This window comes from Georgenia sp. Z1491 (assembly GCF_057652395.1).
In genome coordinates this window covers 3,141,306-3,167,170 of the sequence record NZ_CM172729.1, presented here as the reverse complement: position 1 = coordinate 3,167,170, position 25,865 = coordinate 3,141,306, and the positions used below count along the sequence as shown (strand labels likewise).

General features: G+C 74.7%; 19 protein-coding genes. 12 read left to right on the top strand and 7 right to left on the bottom strand.

What is annotated here, in order from left to right:
• Position 1: 1 nt before the first annotated feature.
• The 7 genes from AC24HA_RS14525 (at position 2) to AC24HA_RS14495 (ending at position 4,291) form a co-directional block, all read left to right on the top strand.
• The gene (locus tag AC24HA_RS14525) at positions 2-316 is read left to right on the top strand and encodes a F0F1 ATP synthase subunit epsilon (protein ID WP_425707885.1); all 315 of its coding nucleotides are present in this window, start codon (positions 2-4) and stop codon (positions 314-316) included.
• Positions 317-323: 7 nt separating this feature from the next.
• Positions 324-743, top strand: a complete 420-nt coding sequence (locus AC24HA_RS14520; RefSeq protein WP_425707886.1) for a DUF2550 family protein — start codon at positions 324-326, stop codon at positions 741-743.
• A 101-nt stretch (positions 744-844) separates the two neighbouring features.
• Positions 845-1,540 (top strand): endonuclease NucS, encoded by a 696-nt coding sequence (gene nucS / locus AC24HA_RS14515; RefSeq protein WP_425707887.1) that lies wholly within the window; start codon positions 845-847, stop codon positions 1,538-1,540.
• Positions 1,541-1,548: 8 nt separating this feature from the next.
• Positions 1,549-2,571, top strand: a complete 1,023-nt coding sequence (locus tag AC24HA_RS14510; RefSeq protein WP_425707888.1) for a family 1 glycosylhydrolase — start codon at positions 1,549-1,551, stop codon at positions 2,569-2,571.
• Positions 2,571-2,888 (top strand): hypothetical protein, encoded by a 318-nt coding sequence (locus tag AC24HA_RS14505; protein ID WP_425707889.1) that lies wholly within the window; start codon positions 2,571-2,573, stop codon positions 2,886-2,888. Before AC24HA_RS14510 ends, AC24HA_RS14505 begins: the two co-directional genes overlap by 1 nt.
• A 92-nt stretch (positions 2,889-2,980) precedes the next feature.
• Entirely contained in the window at positions 2,981-3,808 is an 828-nt protein-coding gene (locus AC24HA_RS14500; RefSeq protein WP_425707890.1) for an alpha/beta fold hydrolase, read from the top strand.
• A gap of 9 nt (positions 3,809-3,817) precedes the next feature.
• Complete coding sequence (locus tag AC24HA_RS14495; RefSeq protein ID WP_425707891.1) at positions 3,818-4,291, top strand: GNAT family N-acetyltransferase; 474 nt, start codon at positions 3,818-3,820, stop codon at positions 4,289-4,291.
• 61 nt (positions 4,292-4,352) lie between these two features.
• Here AC24HA_RS14495 and AC24HA_RS14490 read toward each other — a convergent pair whose 3' ends face one another.
• A complete protein-coding gene (locus AC24HA_RS14490; RefSeq protein ID WP_425707892.1) occupies positions 4,353-5,663 on the bottom strand; it encodes a coiled-coil domain-containing protein in 1,311 nt (436 codons plus the stop codon).
• Positions 5,664-5,866: 203 nt separating this feature from the next.
• Between AC24HA_RS14490 and AC24HA_RS14485 the strand changes: the two genes are divergently transcribed.
• From AC24HA_RS14485 to AC24HA_RS14475, 3 genes are all read left to right on the top strand, one after another.
• Positions 5,867-7,417, top strand: a complete 1,551-nt coding sequence (locus tag AC24HA_RS14485) for a hypothetical protein (protein WP_425707893.1) — start codon at positions 5,867-5,869, stop codon at positions 7,415-7,417.
• Between the two features lie 4 nt (positions 7,418-7,421).
• Positions 7,422-8,510 (top strand): DUF8094 domain-containing protein, encoded by a 1,089-nt coding sequence (locus AC24HA_RS14480; RefSeq protein WP_425707894.1) that lies wholly within the window; start codon positions 7,422-7,424, stop codon positions 8,508-8,510.
• A 124-nt stretch (positions 8,511-8,634) separates the two neighbouring features.
• On the top strand, positions 8,635-9,552 hold the full coding sequence (locus AC24HA_RS14475) for a tetratricopeptide repeat protein (protein ID WP_425707895.1): 918 nt from the start codon (positions 8,635-8,637) through the stop codon (positions 9,550-9,552).
• A 42-nt stretch (positions 9,553-9,594) separates the two neighbouring features.
• On the opposite strand, the gene glgB is transcribed toward AC24HA_RS14475, so the two are convergent.
• From glgB to AC24HA_RS14460, 3 genes are read right to left on the bottom strand one after another with little or no spacing between them, the layout of a single operon-like run.
• Positions 9,595-13,182 (bottom strand): 1,4-alpha-glucan branching protein GlgB, encoded by a 3,588-nt coding sequence (gene glgB / locus AC24HA_RS14470; RefSeq protein ID WP_425707896.1) that lies wholly within the window; start codon positions 13,180-13,182, stop codon positions 9,595-9,597.
• Positions 13,182-15,197, bottom strand: a complete 2,016-nt coding sequence (gene treS, locus AC24HA_RS14465) for a maltose alpha-D-glucosyltransferase (protein WP_425707897.1) — start codon at positions 15,195-15,197, stop codon at positions 13,182-13,184. Before treS ends, glgB begins: the two co-directional genes overlap by 1 nt.
• Complete coding sequence (locus tag AC24HA_RS14460; RefSeq protein ID WP_425707898.1) at positions 15,194-17,296, bottom strand: alpha-1,4-glucan--maltose-1-phosphate maltosyltransferase; 2,103 nt, start codon at positions 17,294-17,296, stop codon at positions 15,194-15,196. The genes treS and AC24HA_RS14460 overlap by 4 nt, the downstream gene beginning before the upstream one ends.
• Before the next feature lie 140 nt (positions 17,297-17,436).
• Between AC24HA_RS14460 and glgP the strand changes: the two genes are divergently transcribed.
• Positions 17,437-20,022, top strand: a complete 2,586-nt coding sequence (glgP, locus tag AC24HA_RS14455) for an alpha-glucan family phosphorylase (protein WP_425707899.1) — start codon at positions 17,437-17,439, stop codon at positions 20,020-20,022.
• Positions 20,023-20,164: 142 nt separating this feature from the next.
• On the opposite strand, the gene trpS is transcribed toward glgP, so the two are convergent.
• The 3 genes from trpS to glgX form a co-directional block, all read right to left on the bottom strand.
• Entirely contained in the window at positions 20,165-21,259 is a 1,095-nt protein-coding gene (gene trpS / locus AC24HA_RS14450; protein ID WP_425707900.1) for a tryptophan--tRNA ligase, read from the bottom strand.
• Positions 21,260-21,319: 60 nt separating this feature from the next.
• Complete coding sequence (locus AC24HA_RS14445) at positions 21,320-22,123, bottom strand: alpha/beta hydrolase (RefSeq protein WP_425707901.1); 804 nt, start codon at positions 22,121-22,123, stop codon at positions 21,320-21,322.
• A gap of 121 nt (positions 22,124-22,244) precedes the next feature.
• Positions 22,245-24,464 carry a glycogen debranching protein GlgX gene (glgX, locus tag AC24HA_RS14440; protein WP_487563645.1) on the bottom strand — a complete coding sequence of 740 codons (2,220 nt, stop codon included), beginning with the start codon at positions 24,462-24,464 and terminating at the stop codon, positions 22,245-22,247.
• 170 nt (positions 24,465-24,634) lie between these two features.
• On the opposite strand from glgX, the gene AC24HA_RS14435 reads away from it, so the two are divergent.
• On the top strand, positions 24,635-25,849 hold the full coding sequence (locus AC24HA_RS14435; RefSeq protein ID WP_425707903.1) for a cysteine desulfurase family protein: 1,215 nt from the start codon (positions 24,635-24,637) through the stop codon (positions 25,847-25,849).
• Positions 25,850-25,865: the final 16 nt, after the last annotated feature.

Below are 25,865 nucleotides of genomic sequence, written 5' to 3'. Positions count from 1 at the left end.
CGTGGCCGGCAACGGATCGCTGACCGTCGACGTCGTCTCGCCGACCGGGGTGCTGTGGTCGGGGGAGGCGTCCTCCGTCGTCGTGCCCGCCGCCGAGGGAGAGCTCGGCGTGCTGCCGGGGCGCGAGCCGGTGCTCGCGGTGCTCCTGCCCGGCACGGCGAGGGTGACGTCGGACGGGTCGACGGTCTCCCTCGACGTGCACGGGGGATTCGTCTCGGTCGACGACGACGTCGTCACCGTCGTCGTGGCCGACGAGGACGCCGAGGTCGGCGTGCTCGACGCCGAGCCGGCGTCGGACGATAGCACGCTCGCCTAGGCCGCCGATGCCGCGCACCGGATGGTTGGTGGTCCTGGGGATCCTTGCCGTCCTCGCCGTGTGCGCGGCCCTGGCGTGCGCCCTGCTGTGGCGGGCGCTGCGCCTCTACCGGCGCGGCGGCACGGTCGAGTGCCGCCTGCGCACCGGTGAGGACCGGTGGCGACGCGGGCTCGCCCAGCTCGGTGCGACCGACCTCCTGTGGTACCAGTTCGCCTCGTTGGCGGTGCGGCCCCGGTTGCGCATGGACCGCACCGCGCTCGAGCTGCGCGGGTACGACCCCCGGCCCCCCGACCCGGGTGGCCGCCCGGTCGTCCAGCTCACCCTCAGCGACGGACGGCGCACCGCGCAGCTGCGCCTGGCCCCGTCCGCCGTGCAGGCGCTCGTGGGCTGGAGCGAGGGCGCCCCGCCCCGTGTCCGCGGTACCTGAGGCTCCTCACCGCAGTACCTGAGGCTCCGTGCGCGTCCGCAGCGCCCGGGGCCCGCCGCGCGCGGACCGGGCGCCGGCGCGGCGGGGTAACGTGGTCGACCGTGCGTACCGTCTTCGCCCGTTGCTCCGTCGACTACTCGGGCCGGCTGTCGGCGCACCTCCCGCTCGCCCCGCGCCTCATCATGGTCAAGGCGGACGGCTCGGTGCTCATCCACTCCGACGGCGGCAGCTACAAGCCGCTGAACTGGATGACGGCGCCCTGCACCCTCAAGGAGCGCGAGCCCGACGCGGTCGAGACCGAGAGCGGCACCACGCTCGTGTGGGAGGTCAGCGCCGCGAAGACCGACGACCGGCTCGTGGTGCGGCTGCACGAGGTCATCTCGGACACGAGCGTCGAGCTCGGCGTCGACCCGGGCCTGGTCAAGGACGGCGTCGAGGCCCACCTCCAGGTGCTGCTGGCGGAGCAGGTCGAGCTCCTCGGTGCCGGGCACCGCCTCGTGCGCCGCGAGCACCCCACGCCGATCGGCCCGGTCGACCTGCTCGTGCGGGACCCCGAGGGCGGGGCCGTGGCGGTCGAGATCAAGCGGGTCGGCGGCATCGACGGAGTCGAGCAGCTCACCCGCTACCTCGACCTCCTGGGCCGGGACCCGCTGCTCAGCCCGATCCGCGGGGTGTTCGCGGCGCAGCAGATCAAGCCCCAGGCGCGCACGCTCGCCGAGGACCGCGGAATCCGGTGCCTCGTGCTGGACTACGACGCGATGCGCGGGGTCGACGACGTCGACTCCCGCCTGTTCTAGGAGGCGCCGTGAGCACCAGCGCCCCCGGCGCACGGCCCGCCGCCGACGACGAACGGCCCGGCGCCGACCTTCTCCCCGCCGGCGGCTGGCTCGCCCCCGGGGCCGTCGAGCTGGTCGACGCCGAGGACTCCCTCGTGGACGGCGGCGCGGCCGCCGCGGAGGTGTTCGCCGCGCAGATCGCTCGCGCGGCCGACGCCGGACGGGCCTGCGTCGTCGTCCTCGCGCCGGACCCCGACCCGACGCGGGAGAGCGTCGGCCGCCGTGCCGAGCTCGCCCGGGCCGCCGTGGCTGCGGCCGGGACCCACGACGTCGCCGCCTGGCTCACCGTGCGCGACCCGCTCCGGGTCGCCCGGACCGCCGGCGCCGGCGACGTGGGCCGCACGCTCGCCGCCCTGCACCACGCGCTGCTCGGCCACGGCGCCGCGGCGACCGCCCTGCGCGAGGCGGGCGCCGGCGTCGTCGGGACCGCCGTGCACCTCGAGGTGACCCGCCCCGCCGACCCGTCCTCGGCCCCGGACCTCGCCGCCGCGCTCGAGGCCGACCTCCTGACCAACCACGTCGTGCTGGGACCGCTGCTCGACGGCAGCTACCCCGTCGAGGCCCGCGCGGCGACCGCGCCGGCGGGGTGGGACCACGTCCGCCCCGGCGACCTCGTGGCGATCCGCCGCGGGCTCGACGTCCTCGTCGTCGAGCACTCCGGCACCCGCACCGCCCGGCGCGCGGGCCGAGACCGGGCGGACGCCACCGGTGCGGGGACCACGGTGCGGCCGGCCGGGACCCCCGGCGCGGACGACGTCGAGCTCGTCCACGCCGGCAGGACACCGGGCGGCCGGGAGGCGGACCCGTCCGGCCTCTACGAGGTCCTCGCCGCGCTGGACAACGCCTACCTCGGCACCCCGCTGCTCGGACTGGTCCCCACCGGTGCGGGCGAGGTCGGCCACGGCCCCGGGCTCGCCGCGCACGAGGAGGCCGCGCGCCGGGCGGCGACGGACGGTGCGGACGTCCGCGGACTGCTCGCCACGGCGTCCTGATGGCGCGTAACCGGCGCTCGGGGAAGCGCCCCTATTCCGGCGGGCACGTCCCGTTGGACATGGACCGCCTCGGCTCCCTCCCGCGTCAGGAGGCGGGCCCGGGCGGCGAGGACTTCAAGGTCCGCACGGTGCGCAGCTCGGACAAGACCTACCGCTGCCCCGGCTGCGACCAGGAGATCGGCCCCGGCACCTCGCACGTCGTCGCCTGGCCGGCCGAGCACATCTGGGGAGCGGAGGCCGGCGCGGAGGACCGCCGCCACTGGCACACCGCCTGCTGGCGGGCCCGGGGCGCCAGGCGCCCCACGCGGCGGCGGTAGCCGGGGCGACCCGGCTCGACGAAGCTCGCCCGCTGCGCTCCCGGACACCCGCCGGGCTGGCCGCTTCTGCGGCAGGGTGGAACGCTGATGCCATGACCACGCTCGCCGTCCACCGCCACGGTCCCACCGGGGACGTCCCGCTCGTCCTCCTCCATGCGTTCCCGCTCGACTCGCGCATGTATGCGGGTCTCCTGCCGCACCTCACCGACCTCCCGACCCTCAGCGTCGACTCTCCCGGGTTCGGCGACTCGCCCTCCCCGGCCGACGTCGCCGACGCCCTGGCCTGGACCGACGGACCCCGTCTGGAGATGGTCGCGCGGGCCGTCCTCGCCGCGCTCGACGAGCAGGGCGTCGACCGCTTCGTTCTCGCCGGTACGTCGATCGGCGGCTACGTCTCGATGCGGCTCGCCGCGCTGGCCCCCGAGCGGCTCGCCGGCATCGGGCTCATCGACACGAAGGCCGCGCCCGACCCCGGTGAGGCGCGCGAGAGGCGCGAGCGGCTCGCCGTCGACGTCCTGGGTCCGCCCGGAGTCTCGGCGCTCGCCCCCACGCTCGGCCCGCTCCTCGGCACGACGACGGCGAACGACGCGCCCGGCCTGACCGACGCGGTCGCCGGGTGGGCGGCGGAGGCCACGCCGGAGGGGGTCGCGTTCGCCGCGCGGGCGATGGCCGCCCGGCCGGACTCGACGGACGACCTGCGGGCGTTGGGCCGGCGGGGGGTCGCCGCGCTCGTGCTGCGGGGGGCCGAGGACTCGCTGGCGACCGGGGACGACGCGCTGGACATGGCCGACGCCCTGGGCACCGAGGTCCTCGAGATCGCGTCCGTCGGCCACCTGGCGCCGCTGGAGGCGCCGGAGGCCGTCGGAGGTGCCCTGCGTGACCTCCACGAGCGCGCGGTCGGTCTCGCGCGGGAGCCGTAGGGTGGCGCGGTGACCACCGCGAAGATCCGCCCTGCGACCGTGCTCGACGCGGAGGTGATCGCCGAGCTGCACGCCAGGGCCTGGCGGGCGACCTACGGCGGCGCGGTCGACGCCGACCGGCTCGACGAGCGTCTGGCCGACTACCCGCGGACGTGGCGGGAGCTGCTGGCCGACGACGGCGGGGGAGCGGCCACCTGGCTCGCCCACCGCGACGGCGCGGCGGTGGGGTTCCTGCGGGCGAGCGCGGTCGGCGGTGGCGAGGTCCGGTCCCTGCGGCTGGAGTCGATGTACCTCGACGTCGACGAGCAGGGGAGCGGCACGGCCGACAACCTCATGACGATGGCGCTCGGCGACGCCCCGGCGTTCCTGTGGGTGTGGCGGGACCAGGAGCGCGCGCGTGCCTTCTACCGCCGCCACGGGTTCGTCGAGGACGGCGAGACCGGGTCCTTCGAGACGTTGCCGACCGTGCGGATGGTCCGCTGAGCCTCAGGCTCGTCGGGCGCGCCGCCCGCCGGCCCCCTCCGGCGCCTGCCCGGTCCGCCGATCAGCCCTGCCGCTGATCGGTCCCGCCGGTGGTCTCGTCCGGTGCGACAGTCTCGTCCGGGCCCGGCGCGCCTGCGTCGTCGGCGCCTGCCTCTTCGGCGCCTCCGTCGAGGTCCGACTCGTCCGGCCTCGGGCCGTCGTCCGGGCCGGCGCCCTCGTCGAGGTCCGGCTCCTCCGCCCGGTCAGCGTCGGCCGGAGTCGTGTCGTCCACCGGGTCGATGTCCACGTCCGCGACCTGCGCGTCCGTCCGGTCCGCGGTGGCACCCGACGTGCGGGGCCCGCCCGGCGGGTCCGCGAGGACGGCGTCGGCCCGTGCGGCCGCCCCGATCCCGTCCTCGGCGCCGGTCTCGACGACCTCGTGCAGGGCCCGCCGGATCTGCTCGAGGTACTCGGTGAGCAGCGTGCCTCGCTCCTCGAGGCGCGCGACCTCGGCCCCGGCACCGACGCGGGCCCGGTCGGCCTCCTCGGCCACGTCGATGCGGGTCCGCTCGGCCTCCTCGCGGGCCGCGGTGAGCAGGCGCTCGGCCTCCTCGCTCGCCTCGGAGACACGGAACCGCGACTCCTCGTCCGCCTCCCGCGTGACCTCCTCGGCGAGCGTGAGCGCCTGGGCGGCACGGCGCTCGGCATCGTTCGCCCGCTGCTCGGCCTGCTCGACGGCCTGGGCCCGGGCCGTGGTCGCGGCCTCGTGCGCGGCCGCGAGGTCGCGCTCGGCGTTCGCCCGGGTGACGGCCAGCTCCTCGGTGGCGGTCGCGCGTGCCAGACCGAGCTCCCGCTCGAGGTCGGCCCTGCGCGTGATCTCCTCGGCCTCGATCTCTCGGCGGATCGCCGAGACGCGGCGCTCGGCCGCGGTGAGCAGCTCCTCCGCGCGAACCTCGGCGTCCTGCACGCGGGCCGAGGCCTCGGACTCCGAGCGCGAGGTCAGCAGGTCGGCCGCGCGCCGGGCGTCGCCGACGACGGCGGCGGCCTCGCGCTCGGAGCGCTCGCCGAGCCGGTCGGCCGAGGCCTGGGCGCGCTCCGTCGTCCGGCGCGCGTCCCTCTCCGCCTGCTCGACGACCTCGTTCGCCTGCTGCTCGGCCGCGGAGAGCAGGTGGGCCGTGCGCGAACCGAGGCCGGCGTAGGTCGGCGTCCCGGACTCGGCCAGCTGGCCCCGGACGTCCTCGAGCTCGGTGGTCAGCCGCAGCACGCGGGCGTCGAGGTTCTCCACGTGGTCGCGGGCCGCCGCGAGCCGGCTCGTGAGGTCGTTGATGCGGTGGTCGACCTGGGCGCGGTCGTAGCCCCGCATGACGACGGGGAAGCTGGCCTGCTCGTCCATGACGGTCCTCACGGTCGGGGAGGGCCCGGATCGTGGCTCATGGCCACGTCACGGGCGGGTTACCGGCGCCAGGGTACGTCGCCGACGTGAGTCGGCGGTCGGGCGTGTGCCGTTCCACGCTCCGTGGGGCGCCATCACGCCGTACCCTGGTCAGTCGAACCGGGTCGCCGTCGGCGGCCGCCGACCGGAAGGACGCCCGCCCCGTGATCCGACGCATCCTCGCGGCACTGCTCGCCGTCCTCGGTGTGACCGCGATCGTCCTGGCGATCCTGTCCGCCACGTCCTGGCGGGACGAGGACGAGCTCACGGCCTCGTTGGCGGAACGGCCCGGTACCCCCATCCTGCTCACCGACCCGGGTGTCCTCGAGATGGGCGCCGACGAGGTGACCGTCACGCTCACCGCCGATCCCGGCGAGGAGATCTGGTACACGTTCGTGCCGACCAGCCGCGTGACGGAGTGGGTCGGCGACGCAGAGCGCACCTCGGTCACCGGCCTCGAGTCGCGCACCGAGCTGGCGAGCGCCGTGGCCGGCACGGAGAGCACGGTCCCGCACCCGTCGGGCTCCGACCTGTTCCGCGACGCCGACGTCGGCACCGGTGAGGTCACCCTCGACCGGGCGGGCGAGCCGGGCGGACAGACGCTGTTCGCCGTCGTCGACGGCACCGCGGACGCGCCGTCGCTCACCCTGTCCTGGCCCCAGGAGGTCGAGACCCCCTACCTCGTGCCCGGTCTCGTCGCCGGCGGCGTCCTGCTCCTCGTCGCGCTCGCGCTGCTCCTGTGGCCCTCCCGCCGGCCCGGGCGCGACGGCGGCCGAGGCGCCGGCGCCGACGCTCCCGCCGGGGTCCACGACGACCGGCCGGCCGTGGACGACGAGCTGGCCGCCTCCCGCACCGGCAGCGGTGCGTACGACGCGGCGCCCGCCGCGGGGCGCCCGACGACGGACCCCTACGCGCCCGAGGTCGCCGACGCGCGCGGGAGCGCCGCGTCGGCCGACGACGCGGGCACCCACGACCGGTCCGGCACGGAGGGCTCCGGCACCTCCGCCACCCACGGCGCCGCGTTCGCGGGTGCCGGCGCTGCGAGTGCGACGGCGGCGCTCGGCACGGCGGCGTTCGCGCCGCGCGAGGACGACGCCGAGACCATCGACGTCGTCGAGCATGTGGACGCCCCGACCGATGCGGCGGACGCCGAGCCCGAGGCGGTCGACGCCGCGCTCGCGCCGGAGATGGCCGCGCTGGCCGCGCGGGAGCGTGCGGGGGAGTCCCTGCGCCGCCACGAGCGCCGCGTCCTCGCCGAGGCGCGCCGCGAGGCGCACGACGACCTGCGGGCCGGCGTCGACACCGAGGTCCGCGAGGACCTGCGTTCCGCCGGCTCCTCGCGCGGCGCGGGGATCCTGCCCTACTCGCCGCGCGCGGACGCGCACCGCGGATCAGCCGACGCGCCCGGGGCGGACACGCCGACCTCGACCGTCGACGCCGATCAGGCACTCGCCGACGCGGAGGCCGCCCAGGCCGCCGGCCGACCCCTTACCCGGCGCGAGCGCCGTGCGCTCGACCGCCGCGCGCGGCTCGGCGACGCTCCCGGAGCCGCCACTTCCACGGGCGAGCCGGACGCCGGCGGCGACGCCGGCCCCGCGCACAGCGACGGGACCCCGACCACCATGTCGTCCGGCGCCGCCACGACGACGACGGACGACGAATGGCGCGACCTGTGGGGCTTCGGTCCTCGGAGCGCTCCCGAGAACCGGAGGTGACGTGATGAACCGCCGCACCACGACCACACTTGCTGTCCTGCTCTCCGCAGGCCTTCTCGCCGGCTGCGGGTCCGAGGGGGAGGAGGAGCTGCCGACGCCGAACGCGGAGGCCCCCTCCGACGCCGGCGGCCCGTCGCTCGACCAGGAGACGCTTGAGGCCGTGCTCGAGGGCGTGGCGACGTCGGTCGCCGACGCGGACGAGGCCCAGGATCCCGAGCTGCTGCGCGAACGCGTGATGGGCCCGGCCTTCCGGCTGCGCTCGGCCGAGTACCGGATCGCCGAGGCGACCGGTGGCACGGTCCAGCCGGACCCGCTCTCGCTCGACACCCAGGTCGACATCGTTGGCGGCAGCCAGGAGTACCCGCGGGTGGCGATGGCGGTGAGCCAGATCCCCGACGGCTCGAACCTCCCGCTGCTCCTCACGCTCGCGACCTCCGACGTGCGCGACAACTACCGGCTGTGGTCGTGGGTCGAGCTGTTCCCGGGCGTGACCGTGCCGGAGACTCTCGCGCCGGACATCGGCGCCGAGGCCGTGCCCACCGACGACGACTCGCTCGTGCTCTCGCCGGCCGAGGTCGTCGACGCCTACGCCCAGCTGATCTCGGACCCCGAGGGCAGTCAGGCCGAGCGGTTCGGCCCCGACGAGTTCCGCTCGGACGTGTTCGCCGAGACCGCCGGCCTCAACGAGGCCGTGTCCGCCGCGGGTACTGCGACCGTCTCCGCCGAGCCGGTGATCGACGGGCCGCTGTCGCTGCAGACCGTCGAGGGCGGTGCGATCGTCGTCGGCGTGATCCGCACGACCACGACGGTGACGAAGACCGAGCCCGAGGGCACGCTCACGGTCGGCGGTGTCTTCGGCGACCTGCTCGGCGACGACGGGGTGGTCGAGGACGAGGTGAGCGCCATCGCCCAGGTGAGCGTGGCCTTCCACGTCCCCTCCGCCGAGGCGGAGGACCAGACGATCGAGGTGCTCGGCGCGACGTCGGTGCTCACCGAGGCGATCTCGTCGGGCCAGTCCGTGGTCGAGTCCCCGTCCGGCGGGTCGGAGTCGGCGTCGGAGTCCGCGTCGGAGTCCGCCACCGACGCGGGCTGACCGTCGGGCGAGCGCTGACCGTCGGGCGAGCGCCGACCGTCGGGCGAGGGCCGACCCCGCGCGCGTGATCCGCTCTGCGCAAAGTGTGCTGCGCGACCCGGCCCGGTCGGGGGACAATGGCGGCATGTCTCAGCCCTCCCTCTACGGTGCCGTCGACCTGTCCGCCCTCGCCGCCCCGGCTGCGCCGGCGGGCGGCGAGCCCGCGAGCGACCCGAACGGGCTCGTCGTCGACCTGACCGAGGAGCTCCTCGGCGAGGTCGTCGCCCGGTCCCAGGAGCTTCCGGTCCTCGTCGCCATCCTGTCCGCCCGTGCCCAGGGCTCGAACGAGCTGCGCGCAACGCTCGAGACCCTCGTGCGGGAGCAGGGCGGCCGGATCCAGCTGGCGGTGGTCGACGGGGACGCGCAGCCGCGTATCGCGCAGGCGCTCCAGGTCTCCCAGGTCCCCTCCGTCGTGGCCCTCCTCGGCGGCCGGCCGATGCCGCTGTTCACCGGCAGCCCGCCGGTCGACCAGCTGCGCCCGGTGATGTCGGAGCTGCTCACCGTCGCCGAGCAGAACGGCCTCACGGGTCGCCTCGACGTCGGTGAGGAGGGTGACGAGACGCCCGTCGAGCCGGAGCCCGAGCCGCTGCCGCCGCTGCACGCGGAGGGGGTGGCCGCGATCGAGCGCGGCGACCTCGAGGCCGCCGCCGAGGCCTACCGAAAGGCGCTCGCGCAGAACCCGAAGGACGCCGAGGCCGTCTCGGCGCTCGCGCAGGTCACCCTGGCTCGCCGGCTCGCGCAGGTCGAGGACCCGCAGGCCGCGCTCGCGGCCGGCGACGCCGAGGGCGCGGATCTCGAGACCCGGCTCGTCGCGGCCGACGTCGAGATGGTGTCGGGGCGCGTGGCGGCGGCCTTCGACCGCCTCGTCGGCGTCGTGCGTCGCACGGCCGGCGACGAGCGCGAGACGGTGCGCAAGCGGCTGCTCGAGCTGTTCGACGTCCAGGGCCCGGCGGACCCGGACGTGGCCAGGGCCCGCCGGCTGCTCGCCAGCGCGCTGTACTGACCGGTGCGGACGCTCGCCCGACGACGTCGGGCGAGCGCCGGGTCACTCCTTCGGCGGCAGCTGCTCGCCGACCGGCTCGAGCCAGATCGCGGACAGGGCCGGCACCCGCAGCGTGATCGACCTCGATCGCCCGTTCCAGGGGACGTCGCGCGCGACCTGGTCGCCGGTGTTGATGATCCCCGAGCCGCCGAAGCGCTCGTCGTCGGTGTTGAGGATCTCGCGCCACCGCGAGCTGCCGGGCACCGCGTCGGGGACGCCCACCCGGTAGCCCTCGTGGGCGGTGCCGGCGAAGTTGACGACGACCATCACGTGGTCGTCGCCGTCGACCGAGCGACGCAGGTAGGTCAGCACGTTGTGGTCGCCGTCGCCGGCCTCGATCCACTCGAAGCCCTCCGGGCGGAAGTCCTGCGACCACATGGCCGGCCGCTCACGGTAGACGGTGTTGAGCTCGTGGACGAGCTGCACGATCGCGTCGTGCTCGGGCTGCTGGGCCTGGGCCCAGTCCAGGCCGGCGCCCTCGTTCCACTCGGTGCCCTGCGCGAACTCCTGACCCATGAACAGCAGCTGCTTGCCCGGGTGCGACCACTGGTAGCCGAGCAGGGCGCGGACGCCGGCCCGTTGCTGCCAGTAGTCGCCCGGCATCTTCGCCAGCAGCGACCCCTTGCCGTGCACGACCTCGTCGTGGCTGATCGGCAGGATGAACTGCTCCGAGTAGGCGTAGACCATCGAGAAGGTGAGCTCGCCGTGGTGGTACCGGCGGTTGATCGGCTCCTCCGCGAGGTAGCGGAGGGTGTCGTTCATCCAGCCCATGTTCCACTTGAGGCCGAACCCGATGCCGCCGGCGGAGGTCATCGCCGTGATGCCGGGCCACGCGGTGGACTCCTCGGCGATCATCATCACCCCCGGCGAGCGCCGGTAGGCGGTCGCGTTGGTCTCCTGGAGGAAGCTGATCGCCTCGAGGTTCTCGCGCCCGCCGCGGGCGTTGGGCCGCCACCGGCCGGGCTCGCGGGAGTAGTCGAGGTAGAGCATCGACGCGACGGCGTCCACCCGCAGGCCATCGACGTGGAACTCCTCGAGCCAGTAGGTGGCGTTGGCGACGAGGAAGTTGCGCACCTCGCGGCGGCCGTAGTTGAAGACGTAGGTGCCCCAGTCGGGCTGCTCACCGCGCAGCGGGTCCGGATCCTCGTACAGGGCGGTCCCGTCGAAGCGGGCGAGCGCGAAGGAGTCCTTGGGGAAGTGCGCCGGCACCCAGTCGACGATGACGCCGATGCCCTCCCGGTGGAGGGTGTCGATGAGGAACCGGAGCTCGTCCGGCGAGCCGAGGCGTGACGTCGCGGCGTAGTACCCGGTGACCTGGTAGCCCCAGGAGCCGCCGAACGGGTGCTCGGCCACGGGCATGAGCTCGACGTGCGTGAAGCCGAGGTACTTCACGTGCGTCACGAGCTCGTCGGCGAGCTCGACGTAGCTCAGCCCCGGCCGCCACGACGGCAGGTGCACCTCGTAGATCGAGATCGGCCCGGCGTGCGGGTCGGTGGCGGCGCGGTCGGCCATCCACGCCTCGTCGCCCCACACGTAGGAGGAGGTCTCGACGACGGACGCCGTGCTCGGCGGCACCTCGGCCCGGCGGGCCATCGGGTCGGCCTTGTCGACCCAGTGCCCCTCGGGGGTGCGGATCTGGAACTTGTACCGCTGCCCGGCGCCGACCCCGGGGACGAAGAGCTCCCACACGCCGGAGCCGCCCAGCGAGCGCATGGCGTGGCGGCGGCCCTCCCAGCCGTTGTGGTCGCCGACCACGCGCACGGCGCGGGCGTTGGGCGCCCACACCGTGAAGGAGACGCCGGAGACCTCACCGAGGACGGAGGGGAACGTGCGGACGTGCGCGCCGAGCGCGGTCCACAGGGTCTCGTGCCGGCCCTCGCCGATGAGGTGGAGATCGACCTCGCCGATCGTGGGCAGGAACCGGTAGGGGTCGTCGACGGTCGTCGTCCGGCCGTCGTAGGTGACCTCGAGCCGGTAGTCCGGGACCGAGCCGGTCGGGAGCACGACGGTCCAGATGCCGCCGTGCTCGTGCTCGGCCGGGAAGCGGCCCTCGGTGGTGACCACCGTGACGGCCTCGGCCAGGTGCGCGAGCGCCCGGATCGTCACGCCCTCGGCGCCCGGGTGGGCGCCGAGCACCGAGTGCGGGTCGTGGTGCGTGCCGTCGGCGACCGCGGTGAGCACGTCGGCGTGGACGGCGGCTGGTTCGGCGCTCATGGACCCATTGTTCCCCACGGCGGCGCTTCCCGCGCCGCGGTCGGCGAGCAGGGCGCGCAGGCCGTCGAGCGGCACGCCCAGCCAGTCGGGCCGGTAGCGCGCCTCGTAGTCGATCTCGTACAGCGCCTTGGCGACCTCGGCGGTGTCGAGGAGCGGGCCGCGCACGGAGCGCCCGGCGACGGACTCCCACCCGGCGACGAAGGAACGGCGCGCGGCGGTGGCCCACGCGCGGGTGGCGGCCGGGTCGGCGCCGCCCGCCCGCGCGGTGCCGGCCGCGTAGTCGAAGGAGCGCAGCATCCCGGCGACGTCGCGCTCGGGGATGTCCGGCAGCCGGCGCTCCGTCAGCGACCGCAGCGGCTCGCCCTCGAAGTCGAGCACGACCCAGCCGCGTCCGGGCACGTCGAGGACCTGACCGAGGTGCAGGTCGCCGTGGATGCGCTGGAGCACGGGCCAGGCCGCCTCGACGCCGTGGCCGACGACCTCCCGCACGCGCTCGGCGCGCCCACCGACCTCCGCGGCGGCCGCTCCGGCCCGGCGCAGCCGCTCCTCGACCTCGGCAGTCAGCGCCCGGCGTGCCTCCGAGCCCGGGACGGCGGTGCCGAGGGTGAACAGCCGCGCGTGGATCTCGCCGACGGTCGCACCGAGCGCGCGGGCGCGCGCGGTGAAGTCGGTGCCCGACCGGGCGGCCTCGACGGCCACCTCCCAGGCGTCGCTCGCCCCGGCCAGGTACTCCGTGGCGACGGCAAGGTGCCCCGACGCGGGGGCCCCGTCGTCCTGCCACGTGCCCCTCAGGGCGCCGACGACCCGGGGGACGGTCGTCGAGCCGGCGCGCGAGAGGGCGCCGGTGAGCTCGGCGTCGGGGTTGTCCCCGGCGTCGAGCACGCGGAAGATCTTGACGATGACCGGGGACGCGTCCTGGCCCGGCGCCGGGTCGACGACGAGGGAGGAGTTGGACTGCTCGCCGGTCAGCGGCCGGCTGTCCCCGGCGGGCAGCGCGGAGGTCTCGCCGGGCTCGGCGCCCAGGCCCTCGACCTCGGCGGTGCCGGCCACCGCGCTCAGCGCGAGCCGGCCGAACAGGGGGTCCGCAGGGGCGTCGTAGATCCACCGGGTGCCGAGCTCGGAGTGCTCGACGACCTCGACGAGGCCGGAGTCGTCGGCCAGCGGGGCGCCGCGGTAGGTCAGCGGCACGAGGTAGACGACCGGCTCCTCGGCGTCGTCGCGCAGCATCCACCACTCCACCCCGACCTCGCCGGCCGGGTCCTCCAGGCGCGCCCCGCCGACCCGGGTGAGCCTCGGGTCGGCGGAGCCGCGGTACCACCGCTGGCGCGCGACCCATCGGGGGAGGAAGTCGTCGAACGCGGGGGAGACGGTCGGCATCAGGTGTCCTTCGGGTCCTCGGGTTCGGAGCCAGGGTCCGTGGCCTGGTCGCGGGCGGCGACCGCCTCCTCGACGGGGGAGAGCTCGGAGCGGTCCTCGGGCAGGGGTGGCGTGGGCCCCGCCGCGATCCCGGCGTCGAGGCCGGGGAACATCCCGGTCGTCGGCCGACGGGTGGGCATCGCCGGGGTCGTCGGGGCCGTACGGACGCCCGAGCCCGGGTACGACGGGCCGGTGGCCACGCTCGGCGGGCCCTGGAAGTCCGCGTGCGCCGTGTCCGTGCGCCCCTCCAGCGGCGCCGTCGGCACCGTCCCGGGACGCGTGAGCTCGAGCCAGAAGAAGTCGCGCGAGCCGAGCGTGAGCTCGAGCGTGCCGTCCGGGCCGACCGCCGGGAACCGGGCGCCGCCGAACACGTCGGTCGCCTCCCAGCCCGCGTGCTCGGGCACGTCGACCCGGGCCGTGCGCGGGGTGTTGGCGAGGTTGGACACGCACAGCACCGTGGTGGCGACGTTCGACCGCGTGAACGCGAGCACCGCCTCGTTGTCGACGTCGCGGGGCACGAAGTCGCCGTCGCCGAACACGGGGTAGCGGCGCCGCACCTCCAGCATGCCGCGCACCCAGTGCAGAAGCGAGGTGGGCTGGGCGAGCTGGGACTCGACGTTGACCGCCGTGTACGTGCTCACGAGCGACTGGACGACGGGCAGGTAGAGCCGGCCCGGGTCCTGGGCGGTGGAGAAGCCCGCGTTGCGGTCCGGCGTCCACTGCATGGGCGTGCGCACGCCGTCGCGGTCGTTCAACCAGATGTTGTCCCCCATCCCGATCTCGTCCCCGTAGTACAGGTACGGCGACCCGGGCAGGGACAGCAGGAGCGCGTTCGCGAGCTCGAGCTCGGCGCGGGAGTGGCCCAGCAGCGGCGCGAGGCGGCGACGGATGCCGACGTTCGCCCGCATGCGCGGGTCCTCCGCGTACCAGCCGTACATGGCGGCGCGCTCCTCGGTGCTCACCATCTCGAGCGTGAGCTCGTCGTGGTTGCGCAGGAACGTCGCCCACTGGGCGCCCTGGGGCAGGTCGGGGGTGGCGGCGAGGATGTCCCGGATCGCCGACGCCCGCTGGTCGCGCAGCGCGTAGAAGATGCGCGGCATGACGGGGAAGTGGAAGCACATGTGGCACTCGGGCGCCTCGGGCGTGCCGTAGTAGTCCACGACGTCCTCGGGCCACTGGTTCGCCTCGGCGAGGACGAGCGTGCCGGGGAACTCGTCGTCGATCATCGCCCGCAGCCGGGCGAGGAACGCGTGGGTGGCCGGGAGGTTCTCGCAGTTCGTCCCCTCCTCCTCGAACAGGTAGGGCACGGCGTCGAGCCGGAACCCGTCGACCCCGCGGCGCGCCCAGAACCGCACGACGTCGAAGATCGCCTCCTGCACCGCCGGGTTCTCGTAGTTGAGGTCCGGCTGGTGGGAGAAGAACCGGTGCCAGAAGTACTGGCGGCGCACGGTGTCGAACGTCCAGTTCGACTCCTCCGTGTCGACGAAGATGATCCGCGCGCCGGAGTACCGCTCGTTGGTGTCGCTCCACACGTAGAAGTCGCCGTACGGGCCGTCGGGGTTGTTCCGCGAGGCCTGGAACCAGGGGTGGGCGTCGGACGTGTGGTTGGCGACGACGTCGATGAGGACCCGGATCCCGCGGGCGTGCGCCTCGGAGACGAACTCGTCGAAGTCGTCCAGCGAGCCGTACTGCGGGTCGACGGCGGTGAAGTCGGCGACGTCGTAACCGCCGTCGCGCTGCGGCGAGGGGTAGAACGGCGGGACCCACAGGCAGTCGATGCCCAGCCACTGGAGGTAGTCCAGGCGCGAGGTCAGCCCGCGGAAGTCGCCCGTGCCGTCCGCCGTGCTGTCGGAGAACGTCTTGACGTAGACCTCGTAGAACACCGCGGTCCGGTACCACTCCGGGTCGTCGGACAGGCCCGGCCGCGTAGCGGCGGGCGCGTCCTCGGGCAGGTCGGGGATCGTCGGCGCGCTCATCGCAGCACCGTCAGCACGTGGGCGGTGCGCTCGGACGGCGTGAGTCGCACGTACGGGCTGGCGCCCCACTCGTAGACGGCGCCGTCGAGCTCGTCGCGGACCGTGAGGACGTGCTGCTCGGGTCCTGCTCCCGTCGGCACGTCGATGCCGATCGCGGCCAGGTCGAGATGGACGAGGCCGTCGCGCGTGGTGAACGGGTCGAGGTTGGCCACGACGATGACGGTGTCCTCGTGCCCGGTGGGTGACTGGTCCGCCGGCAGGTGGCGGGAGAACGCGAGGATCTGGTCGCTCGTCGTGGCGTGCAGGGCCACGTTGCGCAGCCGCTGCAGCGCCGGGTGCGCCCGGCGGGCGACGTTGAGCTTGCGCAGCAGCGGGGCGATCCCGCGGACCTCGTCCTGGGAGTGGTCCCGGGCCTTGAGCTCGTACTTCTCGTTGTCGACCTGCTCCTCCGCCCCGGGACGCGGCACGTTCTCGACCAGCTCGTACCCGGAGTAGATGCCCCACGTGGGCGAGCCGGTCGCGGCGAGGACCGCGCGGACGGCGAACGCGGCCGCGCCCCCCTGCTGCATGTACGGCGTGAGGATGTCGTGCGTGGTCGGCCAGAACGCCGGCCGCATGTGGGTGTCGGTCTCGTGCGCGACCTCGAGGAGGTAGTCGCCGAGCTCCTCCTTCGTGTTCCGCCACGTGAAGTACGTGTAGCTCTGGTGGAAGCCGATGGCGCCGAGGGTGCGCATCATCGCCGGCCTGGTGAAGGCCTCGGCGAGGAAGACGACCTCGGGGTGCCGGGCGTGGAAGTCGGTGAGGACGCGGTGCCAGAAGTCCAGCGGCTTCGTGTGCGGGTTGTCGACCCGGAATAGCGTCACGCCGTGGTCGACCCACGTCTGCAGGACGTCGCGGACGGCCGAGTAGATGCCCTCGGGGTCGTTGTCGAAGTTCAGCGGGTAGATGTCCTGGTACTTCTTCGGCGGGTTCTCCGCGAAGGCGATCGACCCGTCGGCCCGCGTGGTGAACCACTCGGGGTGCTCCGTGACCCACGGGTGGTCCGGGGACGCCTGGAGCGCCACGTCGAGGGCGACCTCCATGCCGAGACCGCGCGCCCGGTCGACGAAGTGGTCGAAGTCGTCGAAGGTCCCGAGCTCCGGGTGGATGGCGTCGTGCCCGCCCTCGGGCGAGCCGATGCCGTACGGGGAGCCGGGGTCCCCCGGCTCGGCGCCGAGGGTGTTGTTGCGGCCCTTGCGGTTCGTCGTGCCGATCGGGTGGACCGGGGTGAGGTAGACGACGTCGAAGCCCAGGTCGGCGATGCGCGGCAGGTCCTCGGCGGCCGTGCGCAGCGTGCCGGAGACCATCTGCCCGGTCACGGGGTCGCGGTAGGCGCCCGTCGAGCGCGGGAAGATCTCGTACCAGGACCCGTAGAGGGCCTTGAGGCGGTCGACCTGCAGCGGGTAGGTAGCCGACGGCGAGAGCGCGTCCCGCAGCGGGGCCCGCTCGAGCAGGGACCGCACGTCCTCGGATGTCGCGCGCACCATCCGCTCGCCGGGGGCGAGGGTCTCGTCGGCGAGCACGGCCGCGGCGGCGAGCAGGAGGTCGCGGTCGGCGGCGGGGCGCTCGAGCTCGGCGGCGCGGGTGAGCACGACGGCACCCTCGGCGAGCATGAGGTCGACGTCGACGCCCGCCTCGATCTTCACCTCGGCGTCGTGGATCCAGGTCCCCACGGGGTCCGACCAGGCCTCGACGCGGAACGACCAGTCGCCGGGGGCGTCGGGGGTCAGCCACGCCTCGAGGCGGTCGAGCCCGGGCGCGACGTCGACCATGCGGGCGCTCGAGTGCACGGAGCCGTCGGGCCGCAGCAGCACGGCGGTCGCCCCGAGCAGGTCGTGCCCCTCGCGGAAGACGGTCGCGGAGATGGGCAGCGCCTCGCCGGCGGTCGCCTTCGCGGGCCAGCGGCCGTCCTCGATCACGGGCGCGACCTCGACGACGGGTATGCGCCCGACGGGGGCGAACGCCGCCGGTGCCGGTGGTCGGGCCGAGGCGGGCCAGGGGGTCAGCGGGGCGGCCCGTCCGGGGGTGCGCGTGGACTCGGGTGGCTGCGTGTGGCTCACGTCCGCCAACCTACCGAGTCGCCCGGACGTCCGCGGCCCGAACGACGTCCGGGCCGCTGACCCGGGCGTCGGCGGGGACCCGCCGGGCCGGACCTGCAACAGGACAGAAACCCGACAACGGACCGGCTAGGCTCGCCCGCGTGAGAGCCATCCGCCGTTTCACGGTCCGCACCGTCCTCCCCGAGGCGCTCGCGCCTCTCGACACCCTCGCGACGAACCTGCGCTGGTCCTGGCACGAACCGACCCGCGCCCTGTTCGAGTCGTTCGACCCCGAGGCGTGGACGGAGGTGCACGAGGACCCGATCCGGCTCCTCGGCGCGCTCCCGCGCACCCGGCTCGACGAGCTCGCCGCCGACCCGGACGTGGTCGCGCGCGTGCGCGAGCTCGATGCCGACCTGGCGACCTACATGACCGAGCCCCGCTGGTACCAGACCGAGGGCCCGGCGGACCGGCCGGCCGCGGTCGCCTACTTCTCCGCCGAGTACGGCATCACCTCCGTGCTGCCCCAGTACTCCGGCGGCCTCGGCATCCTCGCCGGGGACCACCTGAAGTCCGCCTCCGACCTGGGCGTGCCGATCGTCGGCGTCGGGCTGCTGTACGGCGCCGGCTACTTCAAGCAGTCGCTCACCCGCGAGGGCTGGCAGCACGAGACCTACCCGCTGGTCGACCCGGACAACCTGCCGCTCGCGCTCCTGCGCGAGCCGGACGGCACACCGTCGCGGGTCGAGCTGGCGCTGCCCGGCGGCCGCACGCTGCGCGCCCAGGTGTGGGTCGCCCAGGTCGGCCGCGTGCCGCTGCTCCTGCTGGACTCCGACGTGCCCGACAACGACGAGCGCGAGCGCAAGGTCACCGACCGGCTCTACGGGGGCTCCGCCGAGCACCGGCTCGAGCAGGAGCTGCTCCTGGGCATGGGCGGCGTGCGCGCCGTCCGCCTGTACTCACGCCTCACCGGTGCGCCGGCGCCGGAGGTCTACCACTGCAACGAGGGCCACGCCGGGTTCCTCTCGGTCGAGCGCATCCGCGAGCACGTCCAGGGCGAGGGGCTGGACCTCGGCGCCGCCCTGGAGTCGGTCCGGGCGGCGACCGTGTTCACCACGCACACGCCCGTCCCCGCCGGCATCGACCGGTTCTCCCGCGAGCTCGTCTCCCGGTACTTCGGCGGCGAGGTGGCCATCCCCGGCGTCGGGCTGGAGGAGATCCTCGCCCTGGGCGCCGAGGACTTCGAGGGCGGCAACCCCGAGGTCTTCAACATGGCGGTCATGGGCCTGCGCGTGGCGCGCAGGGCCAACGGCGTGGCCGAGCTGCACGGCTCGGTCTCCCGCGGCATGTTCGCCCACCTGTGGCCGGGGTTCGACGTCACCGAGGTGCCGATCACCTCGGTGACCAACGGCGTCCACGGGCCCACGTGGGTGGACCCGCTGTTCGCGGAGCGGGCGACGGAGCGTCTCGGCGAGCGCTCGCTCACCTTCGGCGAGGGCTGGGAGCGGACCGAGGCCGAGGGCGGGTTCTCCGACCTCGAGCTGTGGCAGACCCGCAACGAGCTGCGCCGCAAGCTCGTCGACTCCGCCCGCGAGCGGCTGCGCAAGTCGTGGCTCGACCGCGGTGCCTCGCCGGCCGAGCTCGGCTGGACCGCCGACGCGCTCGACCCGGACGTCCTGACGATCGGGTTCGCGCGCCGCGTGCCGACCTACAAGCGCCTCACCCTCATGCTCAAGGATCCCGAGCGCCTCACGCGCCTGCTCACCGACCCGGAGCGCCCGATCCAGATCGTCGTGGCCGGCAAGTCGCACCCCGACGACGAGCCCGGCGTCGGCCTCATCCAGCAGTTCGTCACCTTCGCCGACCAGGCGGGCGTGCGGGACCGGCTCGTGTTCCTCCCGAACTACGACATCGCCATGGCGGGCACGCTCATGCCCGGCTGCGACGTGTGGCTCAACAACCCGCTGCGTCCGCTCGAGGCGTCGGGGACCTCGGGCATGAAGTGCGCGATCAACGGCGCGCTCAACCTGTCGATCCTCGACGGCTGGTGGGACGAGATGTTCGACGGCGTCAACGGCTGGGCGATCCCCACCGCGGACGGCGTCGAGGACACCGAGCACCGCGACACCCTCGAGGCCGCCGCGCTGTACGACCAGCTCGAGAACGTCGTCGTGCCCCGGTTCTACGACCGGGACGAGGACGGCGTGCCCGCGCACTGGATGGAGCAGGTGCGGCACACCCTGTCCACGCTCGGGCCGAAGGTGCAGGCCACGCGCATGCTGCGCGACTACGTCGAGCAGCTCTACACGCCGGTCGCCGTGGCCGGCCGTGCGCTGAACGGCACCGACCGGTTCGAGGGCGCCAAGGAGCTCGCCACGTGGAAGCGCCGCGTGCGCACCGCGTGGGCGTCCGTCCGGGTCGACACGGTCGACGCCCACGACTTCCCGGACGTCGTCAAGGTCGGCGACTCGATCAGCGTGACGACCGCGGTCGCGCTGGGCGACCTCGCGCCGGAGGACGTCCAGGTGCAGGTGGTCTCCGGCCGGGTCGACGACTCCGACGAGCTGGGCGACCTCACCGTGACGCCGCTGGCGCACGAGGGCAGCGTCGACGGGCGCCACACGTTCGCCGGCGACGTCACGCTGGACCACGCCGGCTCGTTCGGCTACTCGGTCCGGGTCGTCCCGCAGCACCGCCTGCTCGACGGCGTCACCGAGCTCGGTCTCGCGGCCTCCGCCCAGGGCTGACCACCTCCTTCGACGAGTGAGGGGATTTCTCCGCGGGTGAGCGGGGTCCTGCCTCACTCACGACCGAGCCCGTCGGTGCGTGCGTCTGCAGGCACTGACGGGCTCGGTCGTCCGGGCCGAGAAGGCCCGAGCAGGTGGTCGGTCAGTAGTCCATCTGCATCGCGGCGCGGACGTCGGCCAGGGTGGCCTCGGCGACGGCGCTCGCCCGCTCGTTTCCCTCACGCAGGATCTGGCTGAGCTGGGCAGGGTCGGCCGCATAGGTCGTGCGGCGCTCGCGGATCGGCCCGAAGTGGTCGTTGACCGCCTCCGTCACGAGCTTCTTCAGGCCGCCACCGCCCGCGTCGCCCAGCTCCTCGGCCACGTCGACCGGGTCCCGGCCCAGGCACAGCGCGGCCAGCTGGACGAGGTTGGAGACCTCCGGCCGTCCCGCGGGGTCGAACGTGATGTGCCGGTCGGCGTCGGTGACGGCCTTCTTGATGATCCGCGCCGTGGTGTCGGCGTCCATCCCGATCTCGATCGTGTTGCCCTTGGACTTGCTCATCTTCGCGCCGTCCATGCCGAGCAGGAGGGGGGCGGGGGAGAGCAGCGCGTCGGCCTGCGGGAAGATGGGCCGCTCGGGATCGACCCGGCCGTAGCGCTCGTCGAACCGGCGGGCGACGAGGCGCGTGAGCTCGATGTGGGGGAGCTGGTCCTTGCCCACCGGCACGAGGTTCGCCCGGCAGAACAGGATGTCGGCCGCCTGGTGCACGGGGAACGTGAGCATGAGCCCGGACATCGGCCGGGAGGACCCGGCGAGCTCGTCCTTGACCGTGGGGTTGCGGCGCAGCTCGGCGTCGGTGACGAGCGAGAGGAACGGGAGCAGGAGCTGGTTGAGCGCCGTCACGCTCGAGTGCGTGAAGATCGTCGAGCGGGCGGGGTCGATGCCGACGGCGAGGTAGTCCGCGAGCGCGGAGAGCACGTTGTCCTTGAGGTCGCCGACGCCGTCCCGGTCGTAGATCACCTGGTAGTCCGCCACCAGCACGTAGGACTCCACGCCGAGGTCCTGCAGGCGCACCCGGTTCGCCAGCGAACCGAAGTAGTGCCCGATGTGCAGCTGACCCGTGGGGCGGTCGCCCGTGAGCACGCGGTACCGCTCGGGGTGCTCCGCGAGGTCGGCCTCGATCGCGTCGCTGCGCGACTGGGAGCGGGCGAGGCTGGCGGAATCGGTGGTGGAGAGCTCGTCGATCGTGTCGGTCACGGGCTCAGACTAGGCGCTCCGGCGCGGCGGCCCGGCGGTGGGTCCGCGGGCCGCCGGCGCTCAGCCGGGTAGGACGCGGTCCACGAACGCGGTGACGTCGCGAAGGACCTCCTCCTTGTTCGTCTCGTTGAAGATCTCGTGCTGTGCGCCCGGGTAGGTGCCGCTCTCGGTGGCCGGCCCGGCGACGGCCGCCACGCCCGCCTGGCTCGGCCCGATGGGCACAAGCCGGTCGTCCTCGCCGTGCAGGTACAGCACCGGGAGGTCGCCGAGCGATCCGTGCTCGGTGATCCGGGCCATCGCGGTGTTCAGCGCCTCGAGGGTCTCCCGCCTGAAGTCGCCGTGCCACACGAGGGGGTCGTCGGCGTAGATGCGCCCGATCTCGGGGTCCCGGGAGAGCGTCCCGGGGTCGATCGGGGTCGGCGGGATCGGGTCCTGGGGGAGGAGGTCGTCGACGACGGCCCAGCTGCCGAGCACGGGGCCGGACAGGACGAGGGCGGTGAGCTCGGCGGCGTGGAGCTGCGCGTACCGGGTGGCGATGAGACCGCCCATGGAGTGCCCGATCATGATCACGGGGACGTCCGGGTGGTCGGCCCGCGCGGAGGAGACGAGCTGGTGGAGGTCGGCCACCACGTCGTCGTAGTCGCGCACGAGCACCCGCTCGCCCTCGCTCTGCCCGTGTCCCGCGTGGTCGAGCCCGTAGACGACGGCCCCGTGCGCTCCCAGGGTGGCGGCGACCCACTCGTACCGGCCGATGTGCTCCCCGTAGCCGTGGACCAGCACGGCCACGTAGCGGGGGTGGTCGACCCCCCGCCACACCCGTGCGGCGACCTGCCCGGCGTGCCCCTCGTACGTCCACGCGTCCATGCGTCCTCGTTCCGTCGTGCCCTGCCCGCGCCGGCGCGGACGCACCGGGCGACCGGCGTCGTCGCCGGAGGCTGTCTGTGGGCCCAGCGTAGCAACGGTGACCCGGGTCACGGGCGACGGGTCATCCGTCGCCGGCGGGCCCGGTCCGCTCCCCGCCCGCCAGGTAGAGGCGCATGGACAGCGGGGCGAGCAGCACGACCTCGCCGGGCGCTGCAGTCAGCGACCACGGGTCGCGGTCCTGCTCGGCCTCGGCGTACGAGGGGGACTCCCACTCCGAGCTCCAGGCGAGCTCGAGGTCGACGCCGCGCCCCTCGGGGAGCCGCACCGACTCGTAGTCGAGCGAGCTCGACAGCACCACGAGGACGTCCGCGTGCCCACCGCCGCCCGAGCGCAGCATCTGCAGGACCCGGACACGCGGGTCGTGCCAGCGGTGCGCGCCCATCTCCCGGGCGTCGGCGTCGAGCCAGGCCAGGTCGGGCACCCGGTCGCCGTCCGCGACGCGCCCGGTGTAGAAGCGCTCGGGGCGCAGGACCGGCTGCTCGCGTCGCAGTCGAAGCAGGTGCCGGGTGGTCGCGAGGAGGTCCTCCCGCCATCGACCAAGGTTCCAGTCGAGGTAGGACGTCGCGTTGTCCTGCGAGTATGAGTTGTTGTTCCCGCGCTGCGTGCGTCCGATCTCGTCGCCGGCCGTGAGCATGGGCGTCCCGGGCGAGAGCAGCAGCGTGCCCAGGAGGTTGCGGATCGAGCGGCGCCTGAGCGGGAGGACGTCGGCGGCCGGGGAGTCGCTCGGCACGGGCCCCTCGGCCCCGTGGTTCCACGACCGGTTGTCGACCGTCCCGTCCCGGTTGTCCTCGAGGTTGGCGGAGTTGTCCTTGTGCTCGTAGGCGACGAGGTCGGCGAGGGTGAATCCGTCGTGCGCGGTGACATAGCTGATCGATGCGTGCGGTCCGCGCCCGCCCGGCACCTGCCCGTACCCGAACATGTCGGCCGACCCGGACAGCCGGGTCGCGAGGTCCCGCAGGTCGCGGCCGCTCCCGCCCTTCGCGGCGGCGCCGGGGTCGGCCAGCCAGAACGTGCGTACGGCGTCGCGGAAGCGGTCGTTCCACTCCGCGACGGGGGCGGCGAACTGGCCCGTCCGCCACCCGTCCGGGCCGAGGTCCCAGGGCTCCGCGACGTGCTTGACCTCGCGCAGCACCGGGTCCGTCGCCAGGGCCACCAGGAGCGGGTGGTAGGCCGTGAACTGGTCGGCGTTGCGCCCGAGCGTGACCGCGAGGTCGTAGCGGAAGCCGTCGACGCCGACCTCGCTCGCCCAGTACCGCAGCGAGTCCAGGACCATGCGGACGACCTCGGTACGCCTGAGGTCGAGGGTGTTGCCGCACCCGGTCATGTCGAGCATGCGCCCGCGGTCGTGGTCGTCGTGCAGGTAGTAGCCCGACGAGTCGAGCCCGCGCCAGGACACGCTCGGCCCGGCGACCCCGCCCTCGCAGGTGTGGTTGTAGACGACGTCGAGGAGGACCTCGATGCCCGCCGCATGCAGCAGCGCGACCATGCCCTTGACCTCGGCGAGCACGGCGGCCGGGCCGGCGGCACGCGCGGCGGCGGTCGCGTAGGAGGGCTCGGGCGCGAGGAACCCCAGCGTGTTGTAGCCCCAGTAGTTGGTCAGGCCCTTGGCGACCAGGTGCGGCTCGTCCATCTTCGCGTGGATCGGCAGCAGCTCGACCGCGGTGACGCCGAGCGAGCGCAGGTGATCGATCGTCGCCGGGTGCGCGAGACCGGCGTAGGTGCCCCGCAGCCGGTCCGGCACGCCGGGGAGCGTCATCGTCAGGCCGCGGACGTGCGCCTCGTAGATCACCGTGTCGCGCCACGGCGTCCTCGGGGACGGGACCGCCCCGTCGAACCGGTCGTCGACGACGACGGCGTGCGCGACGTCAGCGGCCGAGTCCCGCGGGTCCGGCGAGCCGGTGCCGTCGACCGGGGCGAGGTCCTCGCCGACCACGTGCGCGTAGACGGCCGGCGTGAGCCGCGTCGTCCCGGCGATCCCGCGCGCGTACGGGTCGAGGAGCAGCTTGGCCGGGTTGTGCCGCTGACCGCGCGGCGGGCTCCAGGGGCCGTGCACGCGCAGGCCGTAGCGCTGCCCGGCACGGACGCCGGGAACGTGCCCGTGCCAGACGCCGTGGACGGGGCCGCGCAGGGAGTGGCGGCGCTCGGTGAGGCTGCCGTCGGGCGCGACGTCGACGAGGCACAGGTCGACCCGGGTGGCCCGGGAGGAGTAGACGCCGACGTCGATGCCGTCGCCGACCAGGTGCACACCGCGGCGGTCCGGGCGCGACGCCGGGGCGGGCACCGGCTGCGCGCCGACGTCCTCGTAGAGCCGGGGGACCGTGGTGCGTGGGGCGGGGGTGCGGGGGGCGTCGGCGCGTGGGGTGGGCGCCGAGAAGTTCCTGGTACTCACGGTCCCATCCAACCTCAGCAGGGCGGGCGGTCCGGCCCGACGGGCTGCCTACGCTGGGAACCGTGCGCCACTACCTCGACCACGCCGCCGCGACCGACCTCCTCCCGGAGGCCGCCGCCGCGCACGCGGACGAGCTGGCTCGGCAGGTCGCGGCGCCGGGCAACCCGTCGAGCGGGCACGCCGCGGGGCGCGCGGCCCGGGCCCGCTGGGAGGAGGCACGCGAGCGGATCGCCGCGGCCCTGGACGCGGACGCCGCCGAGGTGATCCTCACCTCGGGCGCGACGGAGGCCGACACGCTCGCGTTGACCGGCGTGGTGCGCGCCGCGCACCTGGCCCGCAGGACCCCGCGCTGCGTGGCGCACTCCGCGGTCGAGCACCCCTCCGTGCTGAGCACTGCCCGGCACCTCGAGGACGACGGCCTCTCGGTCGCCCACCAGCTCCCCGTGCTCCCCGACGGACGGCTCGACCTCGACGCCGCCCGCGAGGTCCTGTCCTGCCCGCCGGCCCTGTACTCCGTGACCGCCGTGTGCCACGAGACCGGCGTGGTCCAGCCGCTCCGCGAGCTCGTGACGATCGCCCGCACCGCGGCCGACCGGGAGCGCCCGCGCGGCGTGCCCGTGCACACCGACGCCTCCCAGGCGCTCGGCGTCCTGCCCGTCCGGTTCCACGCCGACGACCTCGACGCGTGCACGATCGCCGGGCCGAAGATCGGCGGGCCGGTGGGGACGGGTGCCCTCATCGCCCGGCGTGACCTGGAGCTGGCCCCGGTCGGGGGCGGTGGCGGCCAGCAGCGCTCGGTCCGGTCCGGCACCCTCGACGTCGCGGGGGCCACGGCGCTCGCCGTCGCCGTCGAGCACGCGGTGGCCACGCGTGAGGCGCACGCCGCCCGGATGTCCGCACTGCGCGCCGAGCTCGTGTCCGGGATCGCGTCACGGATCCCCGGACTCGTCGTCACCGGCCCCGACCCGGACCGGCCGGAGAGCGCGGAGGTGAGCCCCGCCGTCGTGCACGTGCGGATCCCCGGCGCGGACCCGGACGCGCTCCTGCTCGCCCTCGACGCCGCGGGGATCGACGCCTCGCCGGGCGCGGCCTGCACCACCGGCGTCCTCGGTGCGAGCGACGTCCTGCTCGCCATGGGCCTGTCCGAGGCCGACGCGCGCACCGGCCTGCGCCTCTCGATGGGCCGCACCACCACCGCGGACGACGTCGTGGCCGTCGTCCGCGCACTGCCCGGCGCGGCCGAGTCCGCCCGGGCGGTGGGCGCCCTCTCGTCCTGAGTCGCTGCTGCCCGGG